General features: G+C 44.1%; 16 protein-coding genes. 14 read left to right on the top strand and 2 right to left on the bottom strand.

All coding sequences use genetic code 11. The features are described 5' to 3' along the window. The first annotated feature begins 8 nt into the window (after positions 1-8). Both pheT and ABVF09_RS05760 read left to right on the top strand, forming a co-directional pair. The gene (gene pheT / locus ABVF09_RS05765) at positions 9-2,438 is read left to right on the top strand and encodes a phenylalanine--tRNA ligase subunit beta (protein WP_026569753.1); all 2,430 of its coding nucleotides are present in this window, start codon (positions 9-11) and stop codon (positions 2,436-2,438) included. Positions 2,439-3,325: 887 nt separating this feature from the next. Beyond that, positions 3,326-3,586, top strand: a complete 261-nt coding sequence (locus tag ABVF09_RS05760; RefSeq protein ID WP_051382004.1) for a DUF6199 family natural product biosynthesis protein — start codon at positions 3,326-3,328, stop codon at positions 3,584-3,586. 311 nt (positions 3,587-3,897) lie between these two features. On the opposite strand, the gene rnhC is transcribed toward ABVF09_RS05760, so the two are convergent. Further along, positions 3,898-4,842 (bottom strand): ribonuclease HIII, encoded by a 945-nt coding sequence (gene rnhC / locus ABVF09_RS05755; protein WP_026771089.1) that lies wholly within the window; start codon positions 4,840-4,842, stop codon positions 3,898-3,900. Between the two features lie 267 nt (positions 4,843-5,109). Here rnhC and zapA point away from each other — a divergent pair, with 267 nt between their 5' ends. The 12 genes from zapA (at position 5,110) to uvrC (ending at position 18,670) form a co-directional block, all read left to right on the top strand. Continuing rightward, positions 5,110-5,385 carry a cell division protein ZapA gene (gene zapA, locus ABVF09_RS05750; protein ID WP_026771090.1) on the top strand — a complete coding sequence of 92 codons (276 nt, stop codon included), beginning with the start codon at positions 5,110-5,112 and terminating at the stop codon, positions 5,383-5,385. After that, positions 5,378-5,935, top strand: a complete 558-nt coding sequence (locus ABVF09_RS05745; RefSeq protein WP_026569756.1) for a CvpA family protein — start codon at positions 5,378-5,380, stop codon at positions 5,933-5,935. Before zapA ends, ABVF09_RS05745 begins: the two co-directional genes overlap by 8 nt. A 235-nt stretch (positions 5,936-6,170) precedes the next feature. Then, a complete protein-coding gene (polX, locus tag ABVF09_RS05740) occupies positions 6,171-7,889 on the top strand; it encodes a DNA polymerase/3'-5' exonuclease PolX (RefSeq protein ID WP_026569757.1) in 1,719 nt (572 codons plus the stop codon). A gap of 44 nt (positions 7,890-7,933) precedes the next feature. After that, positions 7,934-10,273 (top strand): endonuclease MutS2, encoded by a 2,340-nt coding sequence (locus tag ABVF09_RS05735; RefSeq protein WP_371068753.1) that lies wholly within the window; start codon positions 7,934-7,936, stop codon positions 10,271-10,273. 99 nt (positions 10,274-10,372) lie between these two features. Beyond that, positions 10,373-10,780: a DUF350 domain-containing protein gene (locus ABVF09_RS05730; RefSeq protein WP_026569759.1), complete on the top strand. Its 408-nt coding sequence runs from the start codon at positions 10,373-10,375 to the stop codon at positions 10,778-10,780. Between the two features lie 209 nt (positions 10,781-10,989). After that, entirely contained in the window at positions 10,990-12,687 is a 1,698-nt protein-coding gene (locus ABVF09_RS05725; protein ID WP_371068752.1) for a long-chain-fatty-acid--CoA ligase, read from the top strand. Positions 12,688-12,835: 148 nt separating this feature from the next. After that, positions 12,836-13,420 (top strand): fatty acid metabolism transcriptional regulator FadR, encoded by a 585-nt coding sequence (locus tag ABVF09_RS05720; RefSeq protein WP_026569761.1) that lies wholly within the window; start codon positions 12,836-12,838, stop codon positions 13,418-13,420. 28 nt (positions 13,421-13,448) lie between these two features. Further along, complete coding sequence (locus ABVF09_RS05715; RefSeq protein WP_371068751.1) at positions 13,449-14,222, top strand: enoyl-CoA hydratase; 774 nt, start codon at positions 13,449-13,451, stop codon at positions 14,220-14,222. A gap of 13 nt (positions 14,223-14,235) precedes the next feature. Continuing rightward, a complete protein-coding gene (locus ABVF09_RS05710) occupies positions 14,236-15,009 on the top strand; it encodes an electron transfer flavoprotein subunit beta/FixA family protein (RefSeq protein ID WP_026569763.1) in 774 nt (257 codons plus the stop codon). A 26-nt stretch (positions 15,010-15,035) separates the two neighbouring features. Further along, a complete protein-coding gene (locus ABVF09_RS05705) occupies positions 15,036-16,016 on the top strand; it encodes an electron transfer flavoprotein subunit alpha/FixB family protein (RefSeq protein ID WP_371068750.1) in 981 nt (326 codons plus the stop codon). 313 nt (positions 16,017-16,329) lie between these two features. Then, positions 16,330-16,644 (top strand): thioredoxin, encoded by a 315-nt coding sequence (gene trxA, locus ABVF09_RS05700; protein WP_026771093.1) that lies wholly within the window; start codon positions 16,330-16,332, stop codon positions 16,642-16,644. Positions 16,645-16,876: 232 nt separating this feature from the next. Further along, a complete protein-coding gene (gene uvrC / locus ABVF09_RS05695; protein ID WP_026569765.1) occupies positions 16,877-18,670 on the top strand; it encodes an excinuclease ABC subunit UvrC in 1,794 nt (597 codons plus the stop codon). A gap of 327 nt (positions 18,671-18,997) precedes the next feature. Here the strand turns inward: uvrC and ABVF09_RS05690 are convergent, their stop codons facing one another. Continuing rightward, positions 18,998-19,438 (bottom strand): YslB family protein, encoded by a 441-nt coding sequence (locus tag ABVF09_RS05690; RefSeq protein ID WP_026569766.1) that lies wholly within the window; start codon positions 19,436-19,438, stop codon positions 18,998-19,000. Positions 19,439-19,639 lie beyond the last annotated feature (201 nt).

Below are 19,639 nucleotides of genomic sequence, written 5' to 3'. Positions count from 1 at the left end.
GAAAAAACATGTTCGTATCTTTGAATTGGCTGAAAAATTATGTAGATATAGACAATATTTCGCCAGAACAGCTGGCCGAAAAAATAACAAAATCCGGAATAGAAGTGGAAGGCATAGAATATGTTGCCGAAACAAGTTCTGATGTAGTTGTCGGCTATGTACGGTCTTGCGAAAAGCATCCCAACGCTGACAAGCTGAATTTGTGTCAAGTGGATACAGGAGAAGAAGAACTGCAAATTATATGCGGAGCGCCCAACATTGCTCAAGGTCAAAAGGTTGCTGTTGCGAAACCGGGCGCCGTATTGCCCGGAAATGTAAAGATCAAGAAAGCGAAGCTGCGCGGTGTTGAATCCCATGGTATGATTTGCTCGCTGCAAGAATTAGGCATTGAGGAGAAATTTGTACCGAAGGAGTTTGCAGAAGGCATCTTCGTATTTCCGGAAGATGCGGAAGTAGGCTCCGATGCACTGAAGTTGCTGAACTTGGACGATGCCATTTTAGAATTGGGACTTACACCGAACCGTGCAGATGCTTTAAGTATGCTCGGGGTCGCTTACGAAACATCGGCCATTTTGGATACACCAGTCAAACTGCCGGATGAATCGATCGATTTTGCATCTCAAAAGGCGGTGGATTATGTTTCCGTCAAAGTGGAGGAACCGGAGCTCAATCCCTATTATGGAGCGTTTGTGATCGAGAATGTAAGAGTCAAAAACTCTCCTTTATGGATGAGAAATTACTTGATTGCGGCCGGCATCAGACCAATCAACAATGTGGTCGATATCACCAATTATGTCTTGTTGGAATACGGGCAGCCGTTACATGCTTTCGACTATGACCGTTTCGGATCGAAGGAAATTGTCGTGCGCAGAGCTCGCGACAAAGAGACCATTACGACGTTAGATGATCAAGAAAGAGAACTTTCATCCAATCACTTAGTCATCACCAATGGCCAGGAGCCAACAGCTATTGCAGGAGTGATGGGCGGAGCGGATTCCGAGGTTTCGGAACAAACGACAACAGTTTTACTGGAAGCTGCTTATTTTTCTCCTGCCGCAGTCAGACAAAGCTCGAAAGATCATGGGCTAAGGAGCGAATCCAGTACCCGGTTTGAAAAAGGCGTCGATCCTGACAGGGTGAGAAGGGCCGGATTGAGAGCGTGCCGGCTGTTGAGCAAATATGCGGAAGGTACTGTACTGGATGGTCCGGTAGAATTTGAGGAATTGGACAGGTCTGAAGCCACGGTAGAAGTAAGTACCGAAAAAGTCAATGAACGACTTGGAACTGACATCTCTACCCAGGAAATTTCTGATATATTACGGAAGCTTCACTTCGATTTCAAAGCAAATGATGGCATATTTGTTGTTTCGATTCCGACCAGGCGCGGGGATATCACATTGTTTGAGGACATGGTAGAAGAAATTGCACGTATATACGGCTATGATAATTTACCGTTCACCCTTCCTGGTGGGGCAGGGCAAGCAGGTGGTCTGACATCACGCCAATTGTTGAAACGTGAAATCAAGCGTTATATGGAAGGTGCTGGCTTAATGGAAGCAATCACCTATTCCCTGACAAGTAAGGAGCGGGCTGAAACACTCGTAAGCCCGGAAGTCCGGGAGCATGCAATGGAATCCATCCGCTTATCGATGCCGATGAGTGAAGAGCACAGCAATTTGCGGTTAAGCATTCTTCCGGAACTACTTGCGTCTTTTTCTTATAATGCAGCCAGAAAACAGGCCGACCTCGCTTATTACGAAGTAGGGACTGTTTTCGTGTCACCGACCCCGGGAAACCTGTCTGAACAGCCCGGCGAATTACTAAGAGTTTCCGGTGCCATTACAGGAGATTGGCTCCTCCATCCTTGGCAGCAGGAAAAGAAACAAGTTGACTTTTTCCTGGTGAAAGGTGTTGTCGAAGGCTTACTGGAGAAACTGGGAATAGCAGCTGCCTTTAAACAGGCTAAAATTGAAGGAATGCATCCTGGAAGGACGGCGCAGGTGTTTATCGAGGAGCGATCGATTGGTTTCATCGGCCAGCTTCATCCGTCTTTACAGCAATCCTATGATTTAAAGGATACCTATGTATTTGATCTGGATATGGATGCATTGTTGGAGCAGACAAAGAATGAACCGGATTTTTCAAAGATTCCGCGTTACCCTTCCGTTTCAAGGGATATCGCTTTGGTGGTCGATCAGGCAGTCGCGGCCGGAGATATTAAAAACACGATTGTAGAACAAGGAGGCACATTGTTGAAAGAAGTTCAAGTTTTCGATGTTTATCAAGGTGAACACTTGCAGCCTGGTAAAAAGTCGATAGCCTTCAGCTTGTTCTATCAGGATCCGGACAGAACATTGAAAGATGAGGAAGTAGAAGCATCCTACCAGACAATTCTGTCCGCAGTAGAGGAAAAACACCAGGCAGAGTTACGGGGTTAGAAAGAGGGAGCTGTGACAAAATCATAATGCCAAGTTTAAAACCGAACGATTCCAATTCGTTCGGTTTTTTCATTGTTGTATTGGAGAATATACATTTCATCGTCTGGAGATAATGATTGGCTGAAAAGCTCCAGCGCCTACCCCCTCGAGGTCTTAAGCCCACCCTCTGTGTGTCGGAAAGTGCAACGGCGAGGCTGTCTTAAGCTTGTCGGAGGCCCACGCGATGTGGCGATGTGGGTCATGCAGGCGTTGCCACAGGACGTGGCGGCCTAGCCTGTACTCCTTTATACAGGCTCTTGCGCTTTGTCCCTGGCTATGCTTTTATCATAGCCAGTTGTCATATAGTAAGCGTTGGGTAGTGGATAGGAATGTATCCTGGAGAACAATAATTATTGTAATTTTATGTTAAATTAGATATAGAGATTTATAAAGGAAGAAAAGGATGACGTATCTTCTTATCAATACAGGAGGTTCATGATTTAATAAAAGCTCCCCAAAAGGATTCCGTTTCAGTTACCATTGATAATGGTGCATTTCAATTGCAAGAACAGGAGGACTTCACCTCCCTAAACCAGTCAGGTTCTGTTTTTTGTATGTTTGACCAACAGATTCAGGAAAGTGTTTTGTAATATATGCCTGCGTAAAACCTATTGAATATACAGGGAATCCAGTGTTGCGGTGGAACAGCTGCTGCAAAAAGCTGTCCCAGTTTATCAAACATGAGAACTTATTAAACGAATTGATTCCTTCCCAACTAGTAAAGGGTTTGGATTATTATTTCGGTAGTTTGAAGGAGAATGTCTGCATGCTCGTTGGTTGCATGGAAGGTAAGGAAAAATATACCAACTCCAAGTCACCATTTTATGGTTTCAGGAAGGGGGGAAAATATGTATAGGGAACAGCCGGTCCCGGACTTTTCACCCCATCCGTTTGCGGTGTGGTTCTTCATCATTGTGTTCGGCATACCATTTGTCGCACTGTTGGTCTGGTCGATTATAAAACCTGATCAAAGCTATTTGTTTGGCAGACGTTGGATGTTCAATGGGGAACCAAAGGTTTCTGAATTAGGCGCCTTTTGGATTCGGCTTTTATCCATCATTATGTTGATTATTACATTGATATCTTTTATAGACTGGATAGTTCGTTGAGTTAATCGACTAAGTACGATGAAAGATACTTCCTGTAATGAAGAGGGGGGATCAACCGACAGCAGAAAATTATTCCTGTGCCACTCGTGTGCCACTCGGCAAAAAACGGGCAACAATTGCCAGCCAGGCGAAATTTGCTCAGGTAGTGTCAATATCCATAAATCGAAGACGACCCACGGAGGCAAGGTGCGCAGATTTCCGACGGGAATAGCGAGAGCTGAAGCCCTGCTCTGCGGAAAGCGACGTACCTTGCCGGTGTGGATATTTACCATCTATGCTATTTTTCGCTTATTAAAAGTGTCTCAGGTCTATCAGAAGTCCTTCTGTGTGTATGCTTCCGCTTTTTTTGTATTGGCGAAATGAAGCTTGGCAATTTCCCCCAATGCTTGCTTTCCATGTCTTTGAATGATTCTTGCTGCAGTCTGGTCGACTTTTTGGGATGCGCCTTTAGGTAATTCGATCCCCATTTTTTTAGATAGTTTATTCATCTCGTTCACAAAGCTGGCTCTGGCTAGTATCGATCCCGCCGCCACAGCAATAGAGTGACTTTCCGCCTTTGTCATAAAGTATACATTGTCTTGAAGAACAGATCTTTCTGATTTTAAATGATTGATATAGACGCCTGGCTCGGAAAATTGGTCAATCAAAATCCCGGAAGGCCGTTCGGGAGCGATTTTTTTAGAAACCTTTTCAAGGGCATGATGGTGCAGCATCGTTTTCATCTTTCCTTGAGACCAGCCTTTTGCCTGAAGTCGATTGTATTTCTCATTTCTAAGAACGACTAATGAATAAGGGATCGACTGGGCAATCAGCGCCTTGGCAATTGCCGAGATTTTTTCGTCCGTCAGATTTTTGGAATCTTTTACTCCCAGTTCTTTCAACAATGGTATTTGCTCAGCAGTAACATAGACTGCCGCAACCGTAATCGGACCGAAAAAGTCTCCAGTACCTGCTTCGTCTGATCCGATATGGGAGCTTGTGAACAGTCCCTCCGGCGGGGCATAAGCATGTTTTTTTCTCGCTGTCTGTTTCGTTTTTAAAGGACTCTTTCCGTTTTTGTCCCCCCACTTACTTGCTTCCTTATCAGAACCCTTGCCTTGAAAAAGGACTTTTCCGGACTTATATGCAGTTATGGAACAATCTGGGGTTTTGGCAGCAAAGACAGAACCTGGTGGAGCGGTTTTCATTCGATCCTGATAAAAAGCTTTCATTTTTTCAATTATTTCATTATTCAATTTCAAAACTACTTGCGGCAATTCGATCTCCCCATTTCCTTTCGGATATATAAATTATAACAGTTTCCTGATGGATGGAATAATCACGTCACATTAGTTTCCTAAATGACAATCTTCGTGTTAATATTAACTTTAGGATTTTATCACAATCATGCTTCAACGGTAAAATGGTTCCGGTTTCCGAAAAACCATGTTAAAGCGAAAGTTAGACGCAGTTGGTGAAAACAAACTAATAGCGGACGACGCTGATTGAACATATGGTAGCTATGAGAACAAGGGGGGAAAAACGTGTCCCAATCTGACAAAACACGTACTACAGTAGAGATACACAATCGTTCCTATACAATTGTAGGAGATGAGCCTGCTCACCATGTCAGGATGGTGGCGAGTCTTGTCGATCAGCAAATGAGGGAAATACAGGAAACAAATCGAAGCCTGGATACGACAAGGCTTGCGGTGTTGACAGCTGTCAACACGATGAACGATTATTTAAAATTGAAGGAAGAGTATACCGAACTGTTAGGTTCAATTAAACAGAAAAAGGAACAAGATAACAATGATTGATTTAATTTTGATTGTCATTCTCATTTTTGGCTTTTTTACAGGCCTTAAACGAGGTTTTATTTTGCAATTATTCCATTTGATTGGTTTTATTGCCGCCTTTATCATAGCGGCGGCTTATTATGACGATTTAGCACCGAAGCTGAAACTTTGGATTCCCTACCCGGATATGCCGGATGATGCTTCGTGGGGAATCTTTCTTGATTCCCTCCCGTTGGAGACAGCTTTTTATAACGCCATAGCGTTTGCTATCATCTTTTTTGCGGTGCGGATTGCGCTTCAAATCATCGCTTCCATGCTGGATTTTGTAGCAGCTTTGCCGATTTTGAGTTCCATCAATGGTTTACTGGGTGGTATCCTCGGGTTTGTTGAGGTATACCTGCTGGTTTTCCTGCTATTATACATCGGAGCTCTGCTTCCGATTCAATTCGTCCAGACTATTCTGGAGCGATCAATGATTGCCTCCTTCATGATCGAACATACCCCTTTTATCTCGGGACAGCTAAAAGCTCTATGGTTCGAACATGTAGCTGGATTATTTCAGGCTAAATAATAGAATGCCGGTATTTACGCTCCGGCTGAAGAGGCTGTTCCAACAGGCAGTTATCTCCTAACACTGCACTGCATGGCGCGTGGCTGGATGAAACCAGTTACTGTGCACTCCGTGGAGCGGAGATATCAAACTGTCAATGGGGGTAGTCTCTTTTTACTCGCTGGGACTGGTAATGAGATATCATCTATATAGGAACCCTTCTAGAATGAAAGCAAATAAAAGGACGGTGCCAAGGATGGAAATAAATAAAAAAGATGTCATTAAACTGTTGGAAAAAATAGCTGTTTACCTGGAGTTGAAAGGGGAGAATCCTTTCAAAATATCTGCCTACCGAAAAGCAGCCCAAGCTTTGGAAACAGACGACCGCTCGCTGAATGAAATCGATGATTTCACGAAAATAACTGGAATAGGAAAAGGTACAGCCACTGTCATCGACTCTTTTATCGCCAATGGAGAATCGGACACCTTGAGACAACTGCAAGAAGAAGTACCGGAGGGCTTGGTGCCGCTTCTGAATTTGCCTGGCTTGGGTGGAAAAAAACTCGCCAGGCTTTATCAAGAACTGGGTGTAGTGGATGCAGCCAGTTTAAAAGAAGCATGTGAAACAGGCAAGGTCGAGGCATTGAGCGGTTTCGGGAAAAAATCAGCCGAAAAGATAGTCAAAGCGCTGGACGAGGCAACCAACCGGCCTGAACGTCTCCCGATTGCATTCATGCTGCCAATCGCAGAAAAAATTGAAGGGTATTTGCAGCAAATAGAACCGATCCTCCGTTTTTCCCGGGCCGGAAGTATCCGCCGTATGAGTGAAACAATCAAGGATCTCGATTTTATCATTGCAGCCGACCGACCGGAAGAGGTAAGGGATGCCTTGTTACAGCTGGAAAACATAAAAGAAGAAATAGCTACCGGAGATACAAAGGTTTCTGTCGTCCTTGAAGAAGGATATGATGTAAATGTGGATTTTCGGATTGTAGCTCCTGAAGAATTCGCAACGACGCTCCATCACTTTACAGGCTCGAAGGACCATAACGTCGCCATGCGGCAGCTTGCGAAAGCTCAAGGAGAAAAGATCAACGAGTATGGCATTGAAAACAGTGAATCTGGAAAAATCATCACTTTTGAAACAGAACAGCAATTTTTCGAACATTTCGGCCTTCACTTTATCCCGCCCGAAGTCAGGGAAAACCTGGGCGAACTAGAGGAATTCCGTTCTTCTGTACGATTGGTGGAACCGGCTGATATACGCGGAGATTTGCATATGCACACAACTTGGAGCGATGGTGCCCAGTCCGTCGAGGAGATGGTGGGAAAAGCAAGAGAACGCGGCTATGAGTACATTGCCATTACGGATCATTCCAAATATCTTAGGGTTGCCAACGGATTAGATGAAGATCGGTTGAAAAAACAGGCAGAAGAAATAGCGCGGTTGAATGATAAATATTCGGATATCCATATTTTTGCGGGAGTGGAAATGGATATCCTGCCAGATGGTTCACTCGACTTCAGTGATGATTTTCTTAAGGAGATGGACTACGTCATCGGTGCAATTCACTCCAGCTTTTCGCAATCTCAGGAAAAAATCATGAACCGATTGCTGGCAGCTGTTGAAAATCCTTATGTCAATGTCATTGCCCACCCTACAGGAAGGTTGATTGGACGGCGTAAAGGTTATGCGGCAGATGTGGACATGCTGATTGACAAAGCCAGGGAAACAGGAACAGTTTTAGAGCTGAATGCCAATCCGAATCGCCTCGATTTGTCATGGAAGTGGCTGCAGAAGGCCCAGGAGAAGGGAGTAAACATTGCAATCAATACAGATGCGCACAGCTACCATACTTTAGAGTTTATGGATGTGGGGGTCGGCTCTGCAAGGAAAGGCTGGTTGAGACCTGAATCTGTGATTAACACGTGGACGAAGGATGAATTAGTGACTTTGTTTAACCGTAACAAATAAAAGGCTTGAGGGAAAAGCCTTTCGAATAAAAGGAGTTTATATTCATGAACGAAAGAATTTACCAGGTACTTGAATATAAGAAAATCATTGACATGCTTACAGATCAAGCAGCCTCTTCATTAGGAAAGGAACGGGCTGCATCCTTGAAGCCCTCCCACGAATTGGAGAGAGTCAATCGGCTGCAAGCGGAAACGGATGAAGCGGCTCAAGTACTGAGATTGAAAGGTTATGTTCCGCTGGGCGGTATTTTTGATATTAAACCAAGCATCCAGCGCACGATTATCGGGGGCGTTTTGAATCCTGGCGAATGTCTTGATATTGCCAGCACCATTTATGGCGGAAAGCAAATGAAATCTTTTATCGCCGAGATGGAAGAACCGGAACTGCCGATTATCCGGGAGTTTACCGATCAAATTGTCCCCCTGAATGAATTGGAGCGACAAATCAAGAGCTGTATTGATGATCATGGCCATGTGATGGACGGTGCTTCTGATAAATTGCGGACCATCAGGTCGAAAATCCGGACGAATGAAAGCCGTGTACGTGACCGCTTGGAAAATTACACAAGAACCAAATCGAAAATGCTGTCCGATGCGATAGTCACGATACGGAATGAGCGCTATGTTTTACCGGTAAAACAAGAATACCGAGGAGCCATTGGAGGTATTGTGCATGATCAGTCTTCTTCCGGTGCCACTTTGTTTATTGAACCGCAGGCAGTGGTTGATTTAAACAATCAGTTGTCGGAGGCAAGGGCTGAGGAGAAAAATGAAATAGAACGTATCCTGCGCGGCTTGTCGGAACGAATTGCAGAAGATCAGGAATTTTTGTATCAAAATGTGGAATCCCTCGGTCAAATTGATTTCATGTTTGCACGGGCAAAACTCGGTAAACAAATGCGTGCCGCTATGCCGACCATGAATGATCAAGGTATTATCAGGATGAAGCAGGCCCGGCATCCATTGATTCCAGAAGATGAAGTGGTTGCGAACGATGTGGAACTTGGGGAGACCTATACCTCCATTGTTATTACAGGACCGAATACAGGTGGAAAAACAGTCACATTGAAAATGATCGGGCTTTGTACGTTGATGGCTCAATCAGGATTACAGATACCGGCGATGGACGGTTGTGAGCTTGCCGTATTTTCCAATGTGTTTGCCGATATCGGAGATGAACAATCGATAGAACAAAGCTTGAGTACTTTTTCTTCTCATATGACAAACATCGTCGAGATTCTGAAACATGTCGATAGTCAAACGCTTGTATTGTTTGATGAATTAGGAGCGGGCACAGACCCGCAAGAGGGTGCTGCCCTCGCTATGGCGATCCTTGACGAAGTAATCAGGAAAGATGCTCGGATTGTTGCCACGACACATTATCCGGAATTGAAAGCTTATGGGTATAACAGGGAAAATGTCATCAATGCATCTGTTGAATTTGATGTTCAAACCCTTAAACCGACATACCGGTTGCTTATAGGCGTGCCGGGTCGAAGCAATGCCTTTGAAATTTCCCGGAGACTTGGACTTGATGAGGAAATCATCAGCATTGCCAGGAACCATATAGGAACAGATTCGAAAAGTGTTGAAAACATGATTGCTTCTTTAGAAGAATCAAGGCGTGGCGCAGAACAAGACTATGAAGCTGCCAGCAGGACCCTCGATGAAGCAGAGCGTTTAAAACAGGATCTCGAAAAACAATGGCGGGACCTTGAAGAAAAACGGGAATCGGTATATAGAAAAGCTGAAGAAAAAGCAGAAAAAGCCTTGCAAAAAGCTCGCGAAGAGGCGGAGACAATTGTCTCCGAGCTTCGGTCTATGAAGCAAAGCGGTTTGAAAGAACATGAGTGGATCGAAGCGAGGAAAATGCTGGACGAAGCACAGCCACAATTAGCGAAAAAGCGACAGACGACGTCAAAGGAAGAGAAACAGGAACACCAGGAATTGCATCCAGGTGATGAAGTCAAACTTTTAACCATCAATCAGCAAGGGACGATTTTAGAGAAAGTGAATGACAAGGAATTTCTCGTCCAAATTGGTATAATGAAAATGAAAGCAAAGCAAAAGGACTTACAATTTGTTAAACGGGAACAACCTTTGGTCGAAAAACCAATGGCAACGGTGAAAGGTTCCAGCTATCGTGTCAAGACAGAACTGGATCTCCGGGGAGAAAGGTATGAAGATGCCTTACAGCAACTGGAGAAATATGTCGATGATGCCCTGTTAGCCGGGTATCCACGAGTGTCGATCATCCACGGGAAAGGAACCGGTGCCTTGAGAAACGGGGTACAGGAATTCGCCAAAAGACACCCGCGTATCACCAATTATCGTGCAGGTGGTATGAATGAAGGAGGGAGCGGTGTCACGGTTTTAGAATTTTAATTTTTAGCGATCAATCAGGTCCCGGGTGAGAAAATGCCCGGGAGCGAATCGCTTGAGATTGGATAAAGACTCACAGCATTCAAAAAGGGAGTTGTAACCATGACCGGGTTTTGGGAAAATACGCTCGTCGAAACTGCAGCAAGATACAGTGTTTCTATTTTATGTCTGGTTTTGTTTCTTGCTGTTTTCGAAATCGTCACTTCTTATAAAAATTGGGAAGAAATCAAAAATGGAAACATGTCAGTAGCGATGGCTACCGGCGGGAAAATATTCGGTATAGCCAATATCTTCAGGTATTCCATCGAACATAATGATACACTTTTACAAAGTATCGGTTGGGGGATGTTCGGATTCTTTTTGTTATTGATCGGATACTTCATCTTTGAATTTTTGACACCTACATATAAAATTGATGATGAAATTGCCAGTGATAACCGGGCGGTGGGGTTTGTGTCAATGGTTATCTCGGTCGGTCTATCTTTTGTCATCGGAGCAAGTATCGGATAAATAGAGGGGGAGTTACTGCATGGAAACATTGGCAAAGGTCCTGGCGGTGGTTGCTGTCGTATTTCTCATTGTCGGAATCATCTACATGGTGAATGTGTCTTGAGGAGCGGACCTCACAGGAGTTCCGGGAATGGTGGAAAAATAAAAAACATTTCAAAAAACAGCTGAAAAAGTTATAATGAACTTAATACAAAAAAGGAGGTAGTTGGATGGGCAATGAAAAACCGTGGTTGAAACAGTATCCTGCCGATATCCCAACGAGCATTCGCTATGACGAGAAACCTCTGCATGAATACTTGGAGGAAAGCGCTCTGAACAACCCAAAAATGAAAGCGCTTTATTTCATGGGCAGGGAAATGACGTATGAAGAAGTCTATGAGCAGGCTTTGAAATTGGCAGGATTCCTCCAATCTCTTGGTATCAAAAAAGGGGACCGCGTTGCGATTATGCTGCCAAATACTCCCCAGGCTGTCATCGGCTATTATGCGGTACTGATGGCAGGAGGGATTGTCGTTCAAACCAATCCCCTTTACCAGGAACGTGAATTGGAATATCAACTCCAGGATTCCGGGGCAAAAGTTATCATATGCCTTGACATTTTGCTTCCTCGTGTCTCCAAAGTAAAGAAAAATACGGCGTTGGATCACATAGTAGTGACCCAAATCAAGGAATACCTGCCTTTCCCTAAGAATTTGATCTACCCTTTTATCCAAAAAAAGCAGTACAATATGGTTGTAAAACTGGAGGCGTCCGCCGATACGCATCTCTGGAGCCAGGTGATTTCCGAAACGGGTCGGAGATTGGAAGCTTGTGCCATTGATCCGAAAGAGGACCTTGCTTTATTGCAATACACAGGAGGGACAACCGGATATCCGAAAGGCGTCATGCTGACCCATTATAACCTTGTCTCCAACGGGTTGATGTCCAAAGCCTGGCTTGGAAGCAAACAGAAAAGGGATATCGTAATGGGAGTACTTCCTTTTTTTCATGTTTATGGGATGACAACCGTGATGAACTATTCTATTATGACTGGTTCGAAAATGATCCTTATGCCGAAATTTGAACCGGAGGATGTCTTGAAAACAATTGAAAAACAAAAACCAACTGTTTTTCCGGGTGCTCCGACTATTTATATCGCCCTGCTTCATCATCCACGGCTCAAGCAGTACGATCTATCATCCATCGAAGCATGTTTAAGTGGGTCGGCACCACTTCCGGCAGAAGTGCAGCAACAATTTCAAAAAGTGACGAAAGGAAATCTAGTGGAGGGCTATGGATTGACCGAATCATCTCCCGTCACCCATTCCAATTTCTTGAACGGTAACAATGTCAGTGGCAGTATCGGTGTGCCTTGGCCTGACACGGATGTTAAGATAGTCGACATGGAGTCGCTTCAGGAGTTGCCATACGGGGACATAGGAGAAATTGCCGTAAAGGGGCCCCAAGTGATGAAAGGGTATTGGAACAGAGAAGAAGAAACGGAACAGGTATTGAAAGACGGCTGGCTCCTTACAGGGGATATCGGCTATATGGATGAACGAGGATACTTTTATGTGGTCGATAGAAAAAAAGATATGATCATTGCCGGCGGATATAACATTTATCCGAGAGAAGTGGAAGAGGTGCTTTATGAGTTTAATGGAGTGCAGGAGGTAGTCATTGCAGGGATACCTGACGAATATCGCGGTGAAACGGTAAAGGCCTATATTGTTCCGAAGCTTGGGGTGCAGCTGGATGAAGAAGAGTTGGACCGATTTTGCCGCAAACATTTAGCCGCTTACAAGGTTCCGCGTATTTATGAATTCATGGATGAACTGCCGAAAACAGCCGTTGGGAAAATATTGCGCAGGAAGCTGGTCGAGGAAGATAAGAAGAAATTGGTGCGGGAAGCAACCAAAACGGTTTGATACTTATGAGAGTTCCAGACTTGGCGAAAGCCAGGTTGCAATTTTAATAGACAAGCTCAACATGGTTGACAGAAGAAGTGGGCACTTGTAAAATAAAGGTGAATGATTATTCATTCATTATAAGAATTTCCACTAGGAGAATGTAACAATGAAAAACACCAAACCAAAGTTCAACCAGATTATTGATGCAGCAGTAGAGGTCATAGCCAAGAATGGATATCATTCATCACAAGTGTCCAAGATTGCAAAAAAAGCAGGGGTGGCAGACGGAACCATTTATTTATATTTCAAAAATAAAGAGGATATCCTCGTCTCCTTGTTTCAAGAAAAAATGGGCCAATTCATCGAAAGAATCGAACAGGAAATAGCGGAAAAGAGCAATGCCGAAGAAAAATTGCTTGAATTAATCCGGCTGCATTTCAGTCAGCTTGGAGCCAACCTTCCCTTGGCTATTGTAACCCAGTTGGAGCTGCGCCAATCCAATCCCGAACTGCGAAAAAAAATCAATGAAGTATTGAAGCGTTATTTAACCGTCATTGACAGTATCATCGAAGAAGGGGTGGAAGAGAAACTGTTTCAGGAAGATTTGAATAAAAAGTTGGTCAGGCAGATGATTTTCGGAACCATTGATGAGACAGTCACCAACTGGGTGATGAAGGATCATAAATACAGTTTGGCGGATCAGGCTGAGGAAGTTCACGAGCTTCTGATCAACGGAATCTCAAAAAGATAACCTTTAAGGGTGGCAAGGAGGAGAAAGAATGGGTACTATTCACTATCAAAAGTCGGGACAGGTGGCCAGTCTCACGATCAGTAGTCCGCCTGCCAATGCTTTGTCCCGTTCCATTTTGGAGAAACTAGAATCCATATTAGACGAGATGGAACAAGCACAAGACATCAAAGCGATTATTTTAAAAGGGGAAGGGAAATTTTTCTCGGCGGGAGCTGACATAAAGGAGTTCACTTCCCTTCAACAGGCGGAAGATTATAAAGCACTGGCCAAACAAGGGCAAGTACTGTTTAACCGGATGGAGGGGTTCAAGATTCCTATTATTGCCGCTATTCATGGAGCGGCTTTAGGTGGCGGGCTTGAATTGGCAATGGCCTGTCACATCCGGCTCGTCAGTGAACAAGCAAAACTTGGCCTTCCAGAACTGACAATCGGAATTATTCCCGGATTTGCCGGAACGCAGCGTTTGCCTGCTTATGTAGGAGCCGCGAAAGCATATGAAATGATTTTGACTGGTGAACCGATCAGCGGGAGCAAAGCTGCCGAATATGGACTTGCCAATCATAGCTATCCCGAAGAAGTATTGTTTGAAAAGGCTGAGGAACTTGCTGCAAAAGTGGCAGCGAAAAGCGGGCCGACCATCCATCGTGTGATGAAGCTGATTCCTTACACGAAAAACAGTAATTTTCAGGAAGGGATTGAAGCAGAGGCGGAAGCGTTTGGGGAGATTTTCGGAAATGAAGATGCCAACGAAGGAATACGTGCTTTCATAGAAAAGAGAAAGCCGAATTTTCGAGACAAATAGAAAGGATGATAAGATGAATATCTATGTGCTTTTAAAAAGAACGTTTGATACGGAAGAAAAAATCAACATTCAACAAGGCAAGATCGATGAGGACGGAGCGGAGTTCATTATCAATCCGTATGATGAATATGCCGTAGAGGAAGCGATAAACCAGCGCGATCAACATGGCGGTGAAGTAACTGTAGTGACCATTGGGGAAGAGGATTCCGAAAAACAATTGAGGACTGCGTTGGCGATGGGAGCGGACAAGGCCGTTCTGATCAATACGGAAGACGATTTGGAGGCAGGAGATCAGTTCACTACCGCAAGAATACTGGAAGCTTACTTTGAGGGTAAACAGCCTGATCTAATATTGGCTGGAAATGTTGCCATTGATGAAGCTAGCGGTCAGGTGGGCCCAAGACTTGCAGAAAGACTGGGGATGCCTTATGTAACAACAATCACCAATCTGGAGATCAAAGGAGAAAGCGCTGACATAGAGAGGGATGTCGAGGGGGACGTGGAAAAAGTCCAAACAAGTCTGCCGCTTCTGGTAACTTGTCAACAAGGATTGAATGAGCCGCGGTACCCATCCCTTCCAGGCATAATGAAAGCAAAGAAAAAACCTTTGGAAGAGCTGGAACTAGATGATCTTGACTTGGATGAGGACGACGTGGAACCGAAAACGAAAACAATCGAAGTATTCCTTCCACCAGAAAAAGCGGCGGGCAGAGTGCTGGAAGGAGAAGTCAATGACCAGGTAAAAGAACTGGTGTCATTGCTTAAAACAGAAGCCAAGGTATTATAAACAAGCAGAAGGGAAGGAGCATGGACATGAGCAGAAAAGTACTGGTAATAGGTGAAACGCGGGACGGAGTCTTAAGAAACGTAACCTTTGAGGCAATAGCGGCAGCTGAAACCATAAGCGATGGAGGAGAGATAGTCGGCCTTGTATGCGGGAGGGCTGGTTTGAAGTCACTTGCTGAAGAAATGATCCATTACGGAGCAGATCGAGCATTAGTGGTAGAACATTCAAAATTGGAAACGTATACATCGGAAGGATTTGCCCAGGCCGTTGGGCGGATTATTGAAAAGGAGGAGCCCGATGCCATCGTAATGGGCCATACGGCGATAGGAAAAGACTTGACGCCGAAATTGGCCGCCCGTTTTGAAACCGGCTTAGTATCCGATGTGACGGAGTTGGAAGAAGCCGGTGACAATGTTGTCTTTACCAGACCTATATACTCAGGGAAAGCATTTGAAAAGAAGATCATTACCGATGGAATTCTTTTTGTGACAATCCGGCCTAACAATGTCGCGGCATTGGAAAAGGATACATCTCGTACTGGAGATATAACGGCAATGGAAGTGGAAATTGACGACTTGCGTACGGTTATTTCCGATGTCATAAAGAAAACTGCTGACGGAGTGGACTTGTCGGAAGCGAAGGTAATCGTCGCTGGTGGCAGAGGTGTGAAAAGCAAGGAAGGGTTCGATCCCTTGTACGAACTGGCAGAAGTATTGGGAGGTGCTGTTGGTGCATCAAGGGGTGCATGTGATGCAGACTATTGCGACTATTCCCTGCAAATCGGCCAGACAGGGAAAGTGGTTACACCGGATTTATATATTGCCTGTGGCATTTCCGGGGCGATCCAGCATCTTGCAGGTATGTCTAACTCTAAGGTGATTGTCGCCATCAACAAAGATCCGGAAGCAAATATTTTCAACATTGCTGATTACGGAATTGTAGGAGATTTATTTGAAATCATTCCTCAATTGATAGAAGAAATCAAACAGGCAAAAGTGAATGCCTGATGACAAATAGGCGGCAGAGGGCTTACGGGGCACTGTCGCCGCTTTTTTTGCACTTTTTCATGATGGTGGAAATACGATGAATCAAGAATAAATAAAATAAGAAAAATTGAATGGAAGAAACGACCTTGGAAATGATACATTGTAAGCAAACTATTAGCGTTAAAGGAAAAAAGGATGCTATACTCTAAGACGAATTAACATTTATCCTGACAAAAATGTCTGCTATACTAATGAATCATATCCGGAATCGGATGATAATTAGTAAAGCTTCCATCCATGGATGGAAAAAAGGACTCAAGAGGAGGAAATATAAATGGCAATTGTAACTGCAACCGATCAAAACTTCTCAACAGAAACAGGAGACGGTGTCGTTCTGGCCGATTTTTGGGCACCTTGGTGCGGGCCGTGTAAAATGATCGCTCCAGTTTTGGAAGAAATCGATGATGAGATGAGCGACAAAGTCAAAATCGTCAAACTTGATGTCGATGAAAACCAGGAAACAGCCGGGAAGTTCGGAGTTATGAGCATTCCTACACTTCTTTTATTCAAAGATGGAGAAGTAGTGGATCAAGTAATCGGCTTCCAACCGAAAGAAGCATTGGTAGATTTAATTAATAAGCACTCCTAAAAGTGCTGCCAACTGCAGTTGTACTGATAAATGCTCAAACAGTCCCTTGTTGCCATGATTGTGACAAGGGACTGTTTTAATGTCACCGATAACTTTTCAGAAGCCCGCAGGATGTGGGCCATGCAGACGTTGAGAGAGAAAGTGAGAACATAACCTGTATTTCTTTAAACAGGTAGTTGTGCTTTTTCTTTATTGGCATTAGACTCAATATCGCATTTGGGGGAAGTAACACATGAACGAACGTATAAAAGAGAAGCTTGCAGTACTGCCCGCTCAACCAGGCTGTTATCTGATGAAAGATAAACAAGGCACCATTATCTATGTGGGAAAGTCGAAAGTATTGAAAAACCGTGTCCGCTCCTATTTCACCGGGGCAAACGATCAAAAAACACAAAGATTGGTGCAGGAGATTGTGGAATTTGAATATATTGTCACCTCTTCTGAAATTGAAGCGCTTATTCTTGAAATGAATTTAATCAAAAAATATGATCCTAAATATAATGTCTTGTTGAAGGACGATAAAACATATCCCTATTTAAAAATAACAGCGGAAGAGCATCCCCGGCTGATCGTGACAAGAAAAGTAAAAAAAGACAAGGGGAAATATTTCGGTCCGTACCCGAATGTGATTGCAGCCAGAGAGACGAAAAAACTGCTGGACAGGCTGTATCCTCTGCGAAAATGCGATAAAATGCCGGACCGGGTTTGTTTATATTACCATATGAACCAGTGTTTAGGTCCTTGCCAGTTTCCAGTATCCCAAGAAACGAACAAGCAAATCGTTCAAAGCATCAGTTCTTTTCTGGGTGGCGGTCATAAGGAAATCAAAAAAGAACTTAAAACAAAAATGTATAAGGCATCTGAGGACCTCGATTTCGAACGGGCCAAAGAGCTGCGCGACCAAATCCAGCACATCGATGCAGTGATGGAACAGCAAAAAATGACGCTTAAAGATACAGTGGACAGAGATGTGTTCGGCTATTCCTTTGACAAAGGCTGGATGTGTGTCCAGGTGTTTTTTGTAAGACAAGGCAAATTGATTGAGCGGGATGTCTCGATTTTTCCTTTTTTTGACGATCCGGCTGATACCTTTTTAAGTTTTATCGGGAGGTTTTATCTTCATCAAAATCACCCGAAGCCGAAGCAGGTGTTGGTTCCCGCCCCGACTGACAAAGACTTGCTGAAAGAACTGCTTGAAGTGGATGTTACGGTTCCATACAGAGGAAGAAAAAAAGAGCTGGTGGAATTGGCAGAAAAAAATGCGGAAATTGCTTTGGAAGAAAAATTCTCTATCATAGAAAAGAATGAAGAACGGACAATCCTTGCAGTAGAAAACTTAGGAGAAAAGCTTCACATTGAAACCCCGCATCGGATCGAGGCTTTTGACAATTCGAATATCCAGGGAACCGATCCTGTGTCGGCGATGATTGTTTTCATAGACGGGAAACCGGACAAGAAACAATATCGGAAGTATAAAATCCGCAGTGTGGAAGGGCCGGATGATTACGAGACGATGCGTGAAGTAGTGAGGCGGCGTTACTCAAGAGTGTTGAAAGAGGGGCTTCCACTTCCAGATTTGATTGTAATCGACGGAGGAAAAGGGCAAATGAAGGCTGCTTCCGATGTCTTGGAAAACGAACTCGGCCTCGATATTCCTTTGTGCGGACTTGCCAAGGACGATAAGCACAGGACAAGCGAGTTACTTTATGGAGTTCCCCCTGCCGTTGTGGATTTGGACCGGAACTCGAAAGAATTTTATTTGATTCAGCGGATACAGGATGAAGTTCATCGGTTTGCAATCACATTCCATCGTCAGCTTCGGGGGAAAAGCGTGTTCAAATCAGAACTTGATAACATCCCGGGAGTAGGGGAAAAACGTCGAAGATTGCTGCTGAGGCATTTTAAATCGGTTACCGAGATAAAAAATGCCAGTCAAGAGGACTTGGTCCGTTTGGGGCTCCCTGCTCCTACTGCAGATGCGATTCTTCAACACTTGAATGAGAATGAGAATAAAGCAGAGGAATAAGTGAAACCGGATCGGCGCAATTGAATTGATTGCTCGCCAATCCGGTTTTTTTGTTGAAGTGACAAATATGAGTTTTTTGCCATGGACATGGAAGTATCCGCTTGGCAATAGATTTTCATTACAGTGTGTCAGGAAATATAGTAAGCGAAGACAGAATACAATGGAATTCCCGCCTGAAAGGCTGGTTTAAAGGAGAGTGAGTCAACTCAAAAGAACATGGTCCTTTTTCAATGAGGGCAGGCCTTACCCGTACAAAAAATGTTCTGACGAAAATGGGGCCGCACCTTCCTATCGAGATGAGGGTAGACTCATCCGCTTGTGTTTCAGTCATTTCGTGTAGACGATACTCAAATGGACACTACTGTTTTTTGGTTTGACCTCTTCAATACCCTCGCAGGGAAGTCCTTTTATTTGTTGAATTGCCTCTGCAAGAAACCCGGCTTCCAAACGATAGTCGACTTCTGGCAGATGTACTTGCTGACGGGCATTGATTTGTTCAGCAGTTAATTCCCAAATCATCTCTCGCCGCTTTTCTTTTATCAATTGCAATTTTCCCCAGCCCATTTTTTCAAAGAAATGGATGATTTCGTCCACGCTGCCGATTTCCATCTTTCTTGCCAGGTTCTTACCCATTATGTATAGAATGGGCGGAGCTTCTTTTCCGAGCAATTCCGGCAGGCAAACGTAACGCAGTATATCATATCCGGCTCCGGATGTATGTAAAATATCAAGGGTGGTTCCGTCGGTAAGCTGTCTGTTTTTCCCCATGTCATTCATTCCTTTCCTACCAAACTATTATTACCCGATTTTGTTATTCATGCAACCCGTACTAGAAAAAACAGGCTATAATTCCTTACCCGCTGGAGGATTTTGTGAATCGTTTTCTTGACGCTCCACTAGGATAGAAGTACAATAAGTGTGTCACAAAAATGTGCATTTTTCGAGAAATCTCACGCGGTTGGTTTTCTA

The organism is Sediminibacillus sp. JSM 1682029, assembly GCF_041366435.1.
Taxonomy (GTDB): Bacteria; Bacillota; Bacilli; order Bacillales; family Amphibacillaceae; genus Sediminibacillus; species Sediminibacillus terrae.
The sequence above is the reverse complement of the archived record's forward strand: the minus strand, read 5'-3'. Positions and strand labels throughout refer to the sequence as shown.

Coding starts and splice junctions, on each gene's coding strand:
- pheT (WP_026569753.1), top strand. CDS start 9: ATGTTCGTATCTTTGAATTGGCTGAAAAATTATGTAGATATAGACAAT.
- ABVF09_RS05760 (WP_051382004.1), top strand. CDS start 3,326: ATGTATAGGGAACAGCCGGTCCCGGACTTTTCACCCCATCCGTTTGCG.
- ABVF09_RS05745 (WP_026569756.1), top strand. CDS start 5,378: ATGATTGATTTAATTTTGATTGTCATTCTCATTTTTGGCTTTTTTACA.
- polX (WP_026569757.1), top strand. CDS start 6,171: ATGGAAATAAATAAAAAAGATGTCATTAAACTGTTGGAAAAAATAGCT.
- ABVF09_RS05735 (WP_371068753.1), top strand. CDS start 7,934: ATGAACGAAAGAATTTACCAGGTACTTGAATATAAGAAAATCATTGAC.
- ABVF09_RS05730 (WP_026569759.1), top strand. CDS start 10,373: ATGACCGGGTTTTGGGAAAATACGCTCGTCGAAACTGCAGCAAGATAC.
- ABVF09_RS05725 (WP_371068752.1), top strand. CDS start 10,990: ATGGGCAATGAAAAACCGTGGTTGAAACAGTATCCTGCCGATATCCCA.
- ABVF09_RS05720 (WP_026569761.1), top strand. CDS start 12,836: ATGAAAAACACCAAACCAAAGTTCAACCAGATTATTGATGCAGCAGTA.
- ABVF09_RS05715 (WP_371068751.1), top strand. CDS start 13,449: ATGGGTACTATTCACTATCAAAAGTCGGGACAGGTGGCCAGTCTCACG.
- ABVF09_RS05710 (WP_026569763.1), top strand. CDS start 14,236: ATGAATATCTATGTGCTTTTAAAAAGAACGTTTGATACGGAAGAAAAA.
- ABVF09_RS05705 (WP_371068750.1), top strand. CDS start 15,036: ATGAGCAGAAAAGTACTGGTAATAGGTGAAACGCGGGACGGAGTCTTA.
- trxA (WP_026771093.1), top strand. CDS start 16,330: ATGGCAATTGTAACTGCAACCGATCAAAACTTCTCAACAGAAACAGGA.
- uvrC (WP_026569765.1), top strand. CDS start 16,877: ATGAACGAACGTATAAAAGAGAAGCTTGCAGTACTGCCCGCTCAACCA.
- ABVF09_RS05690 (WP_026569766.1), bottom strand. CDS start 19,438: ATGGGGAAAAACAGACAGCTTACCGACGGAACCACCCTTGATATTTTA.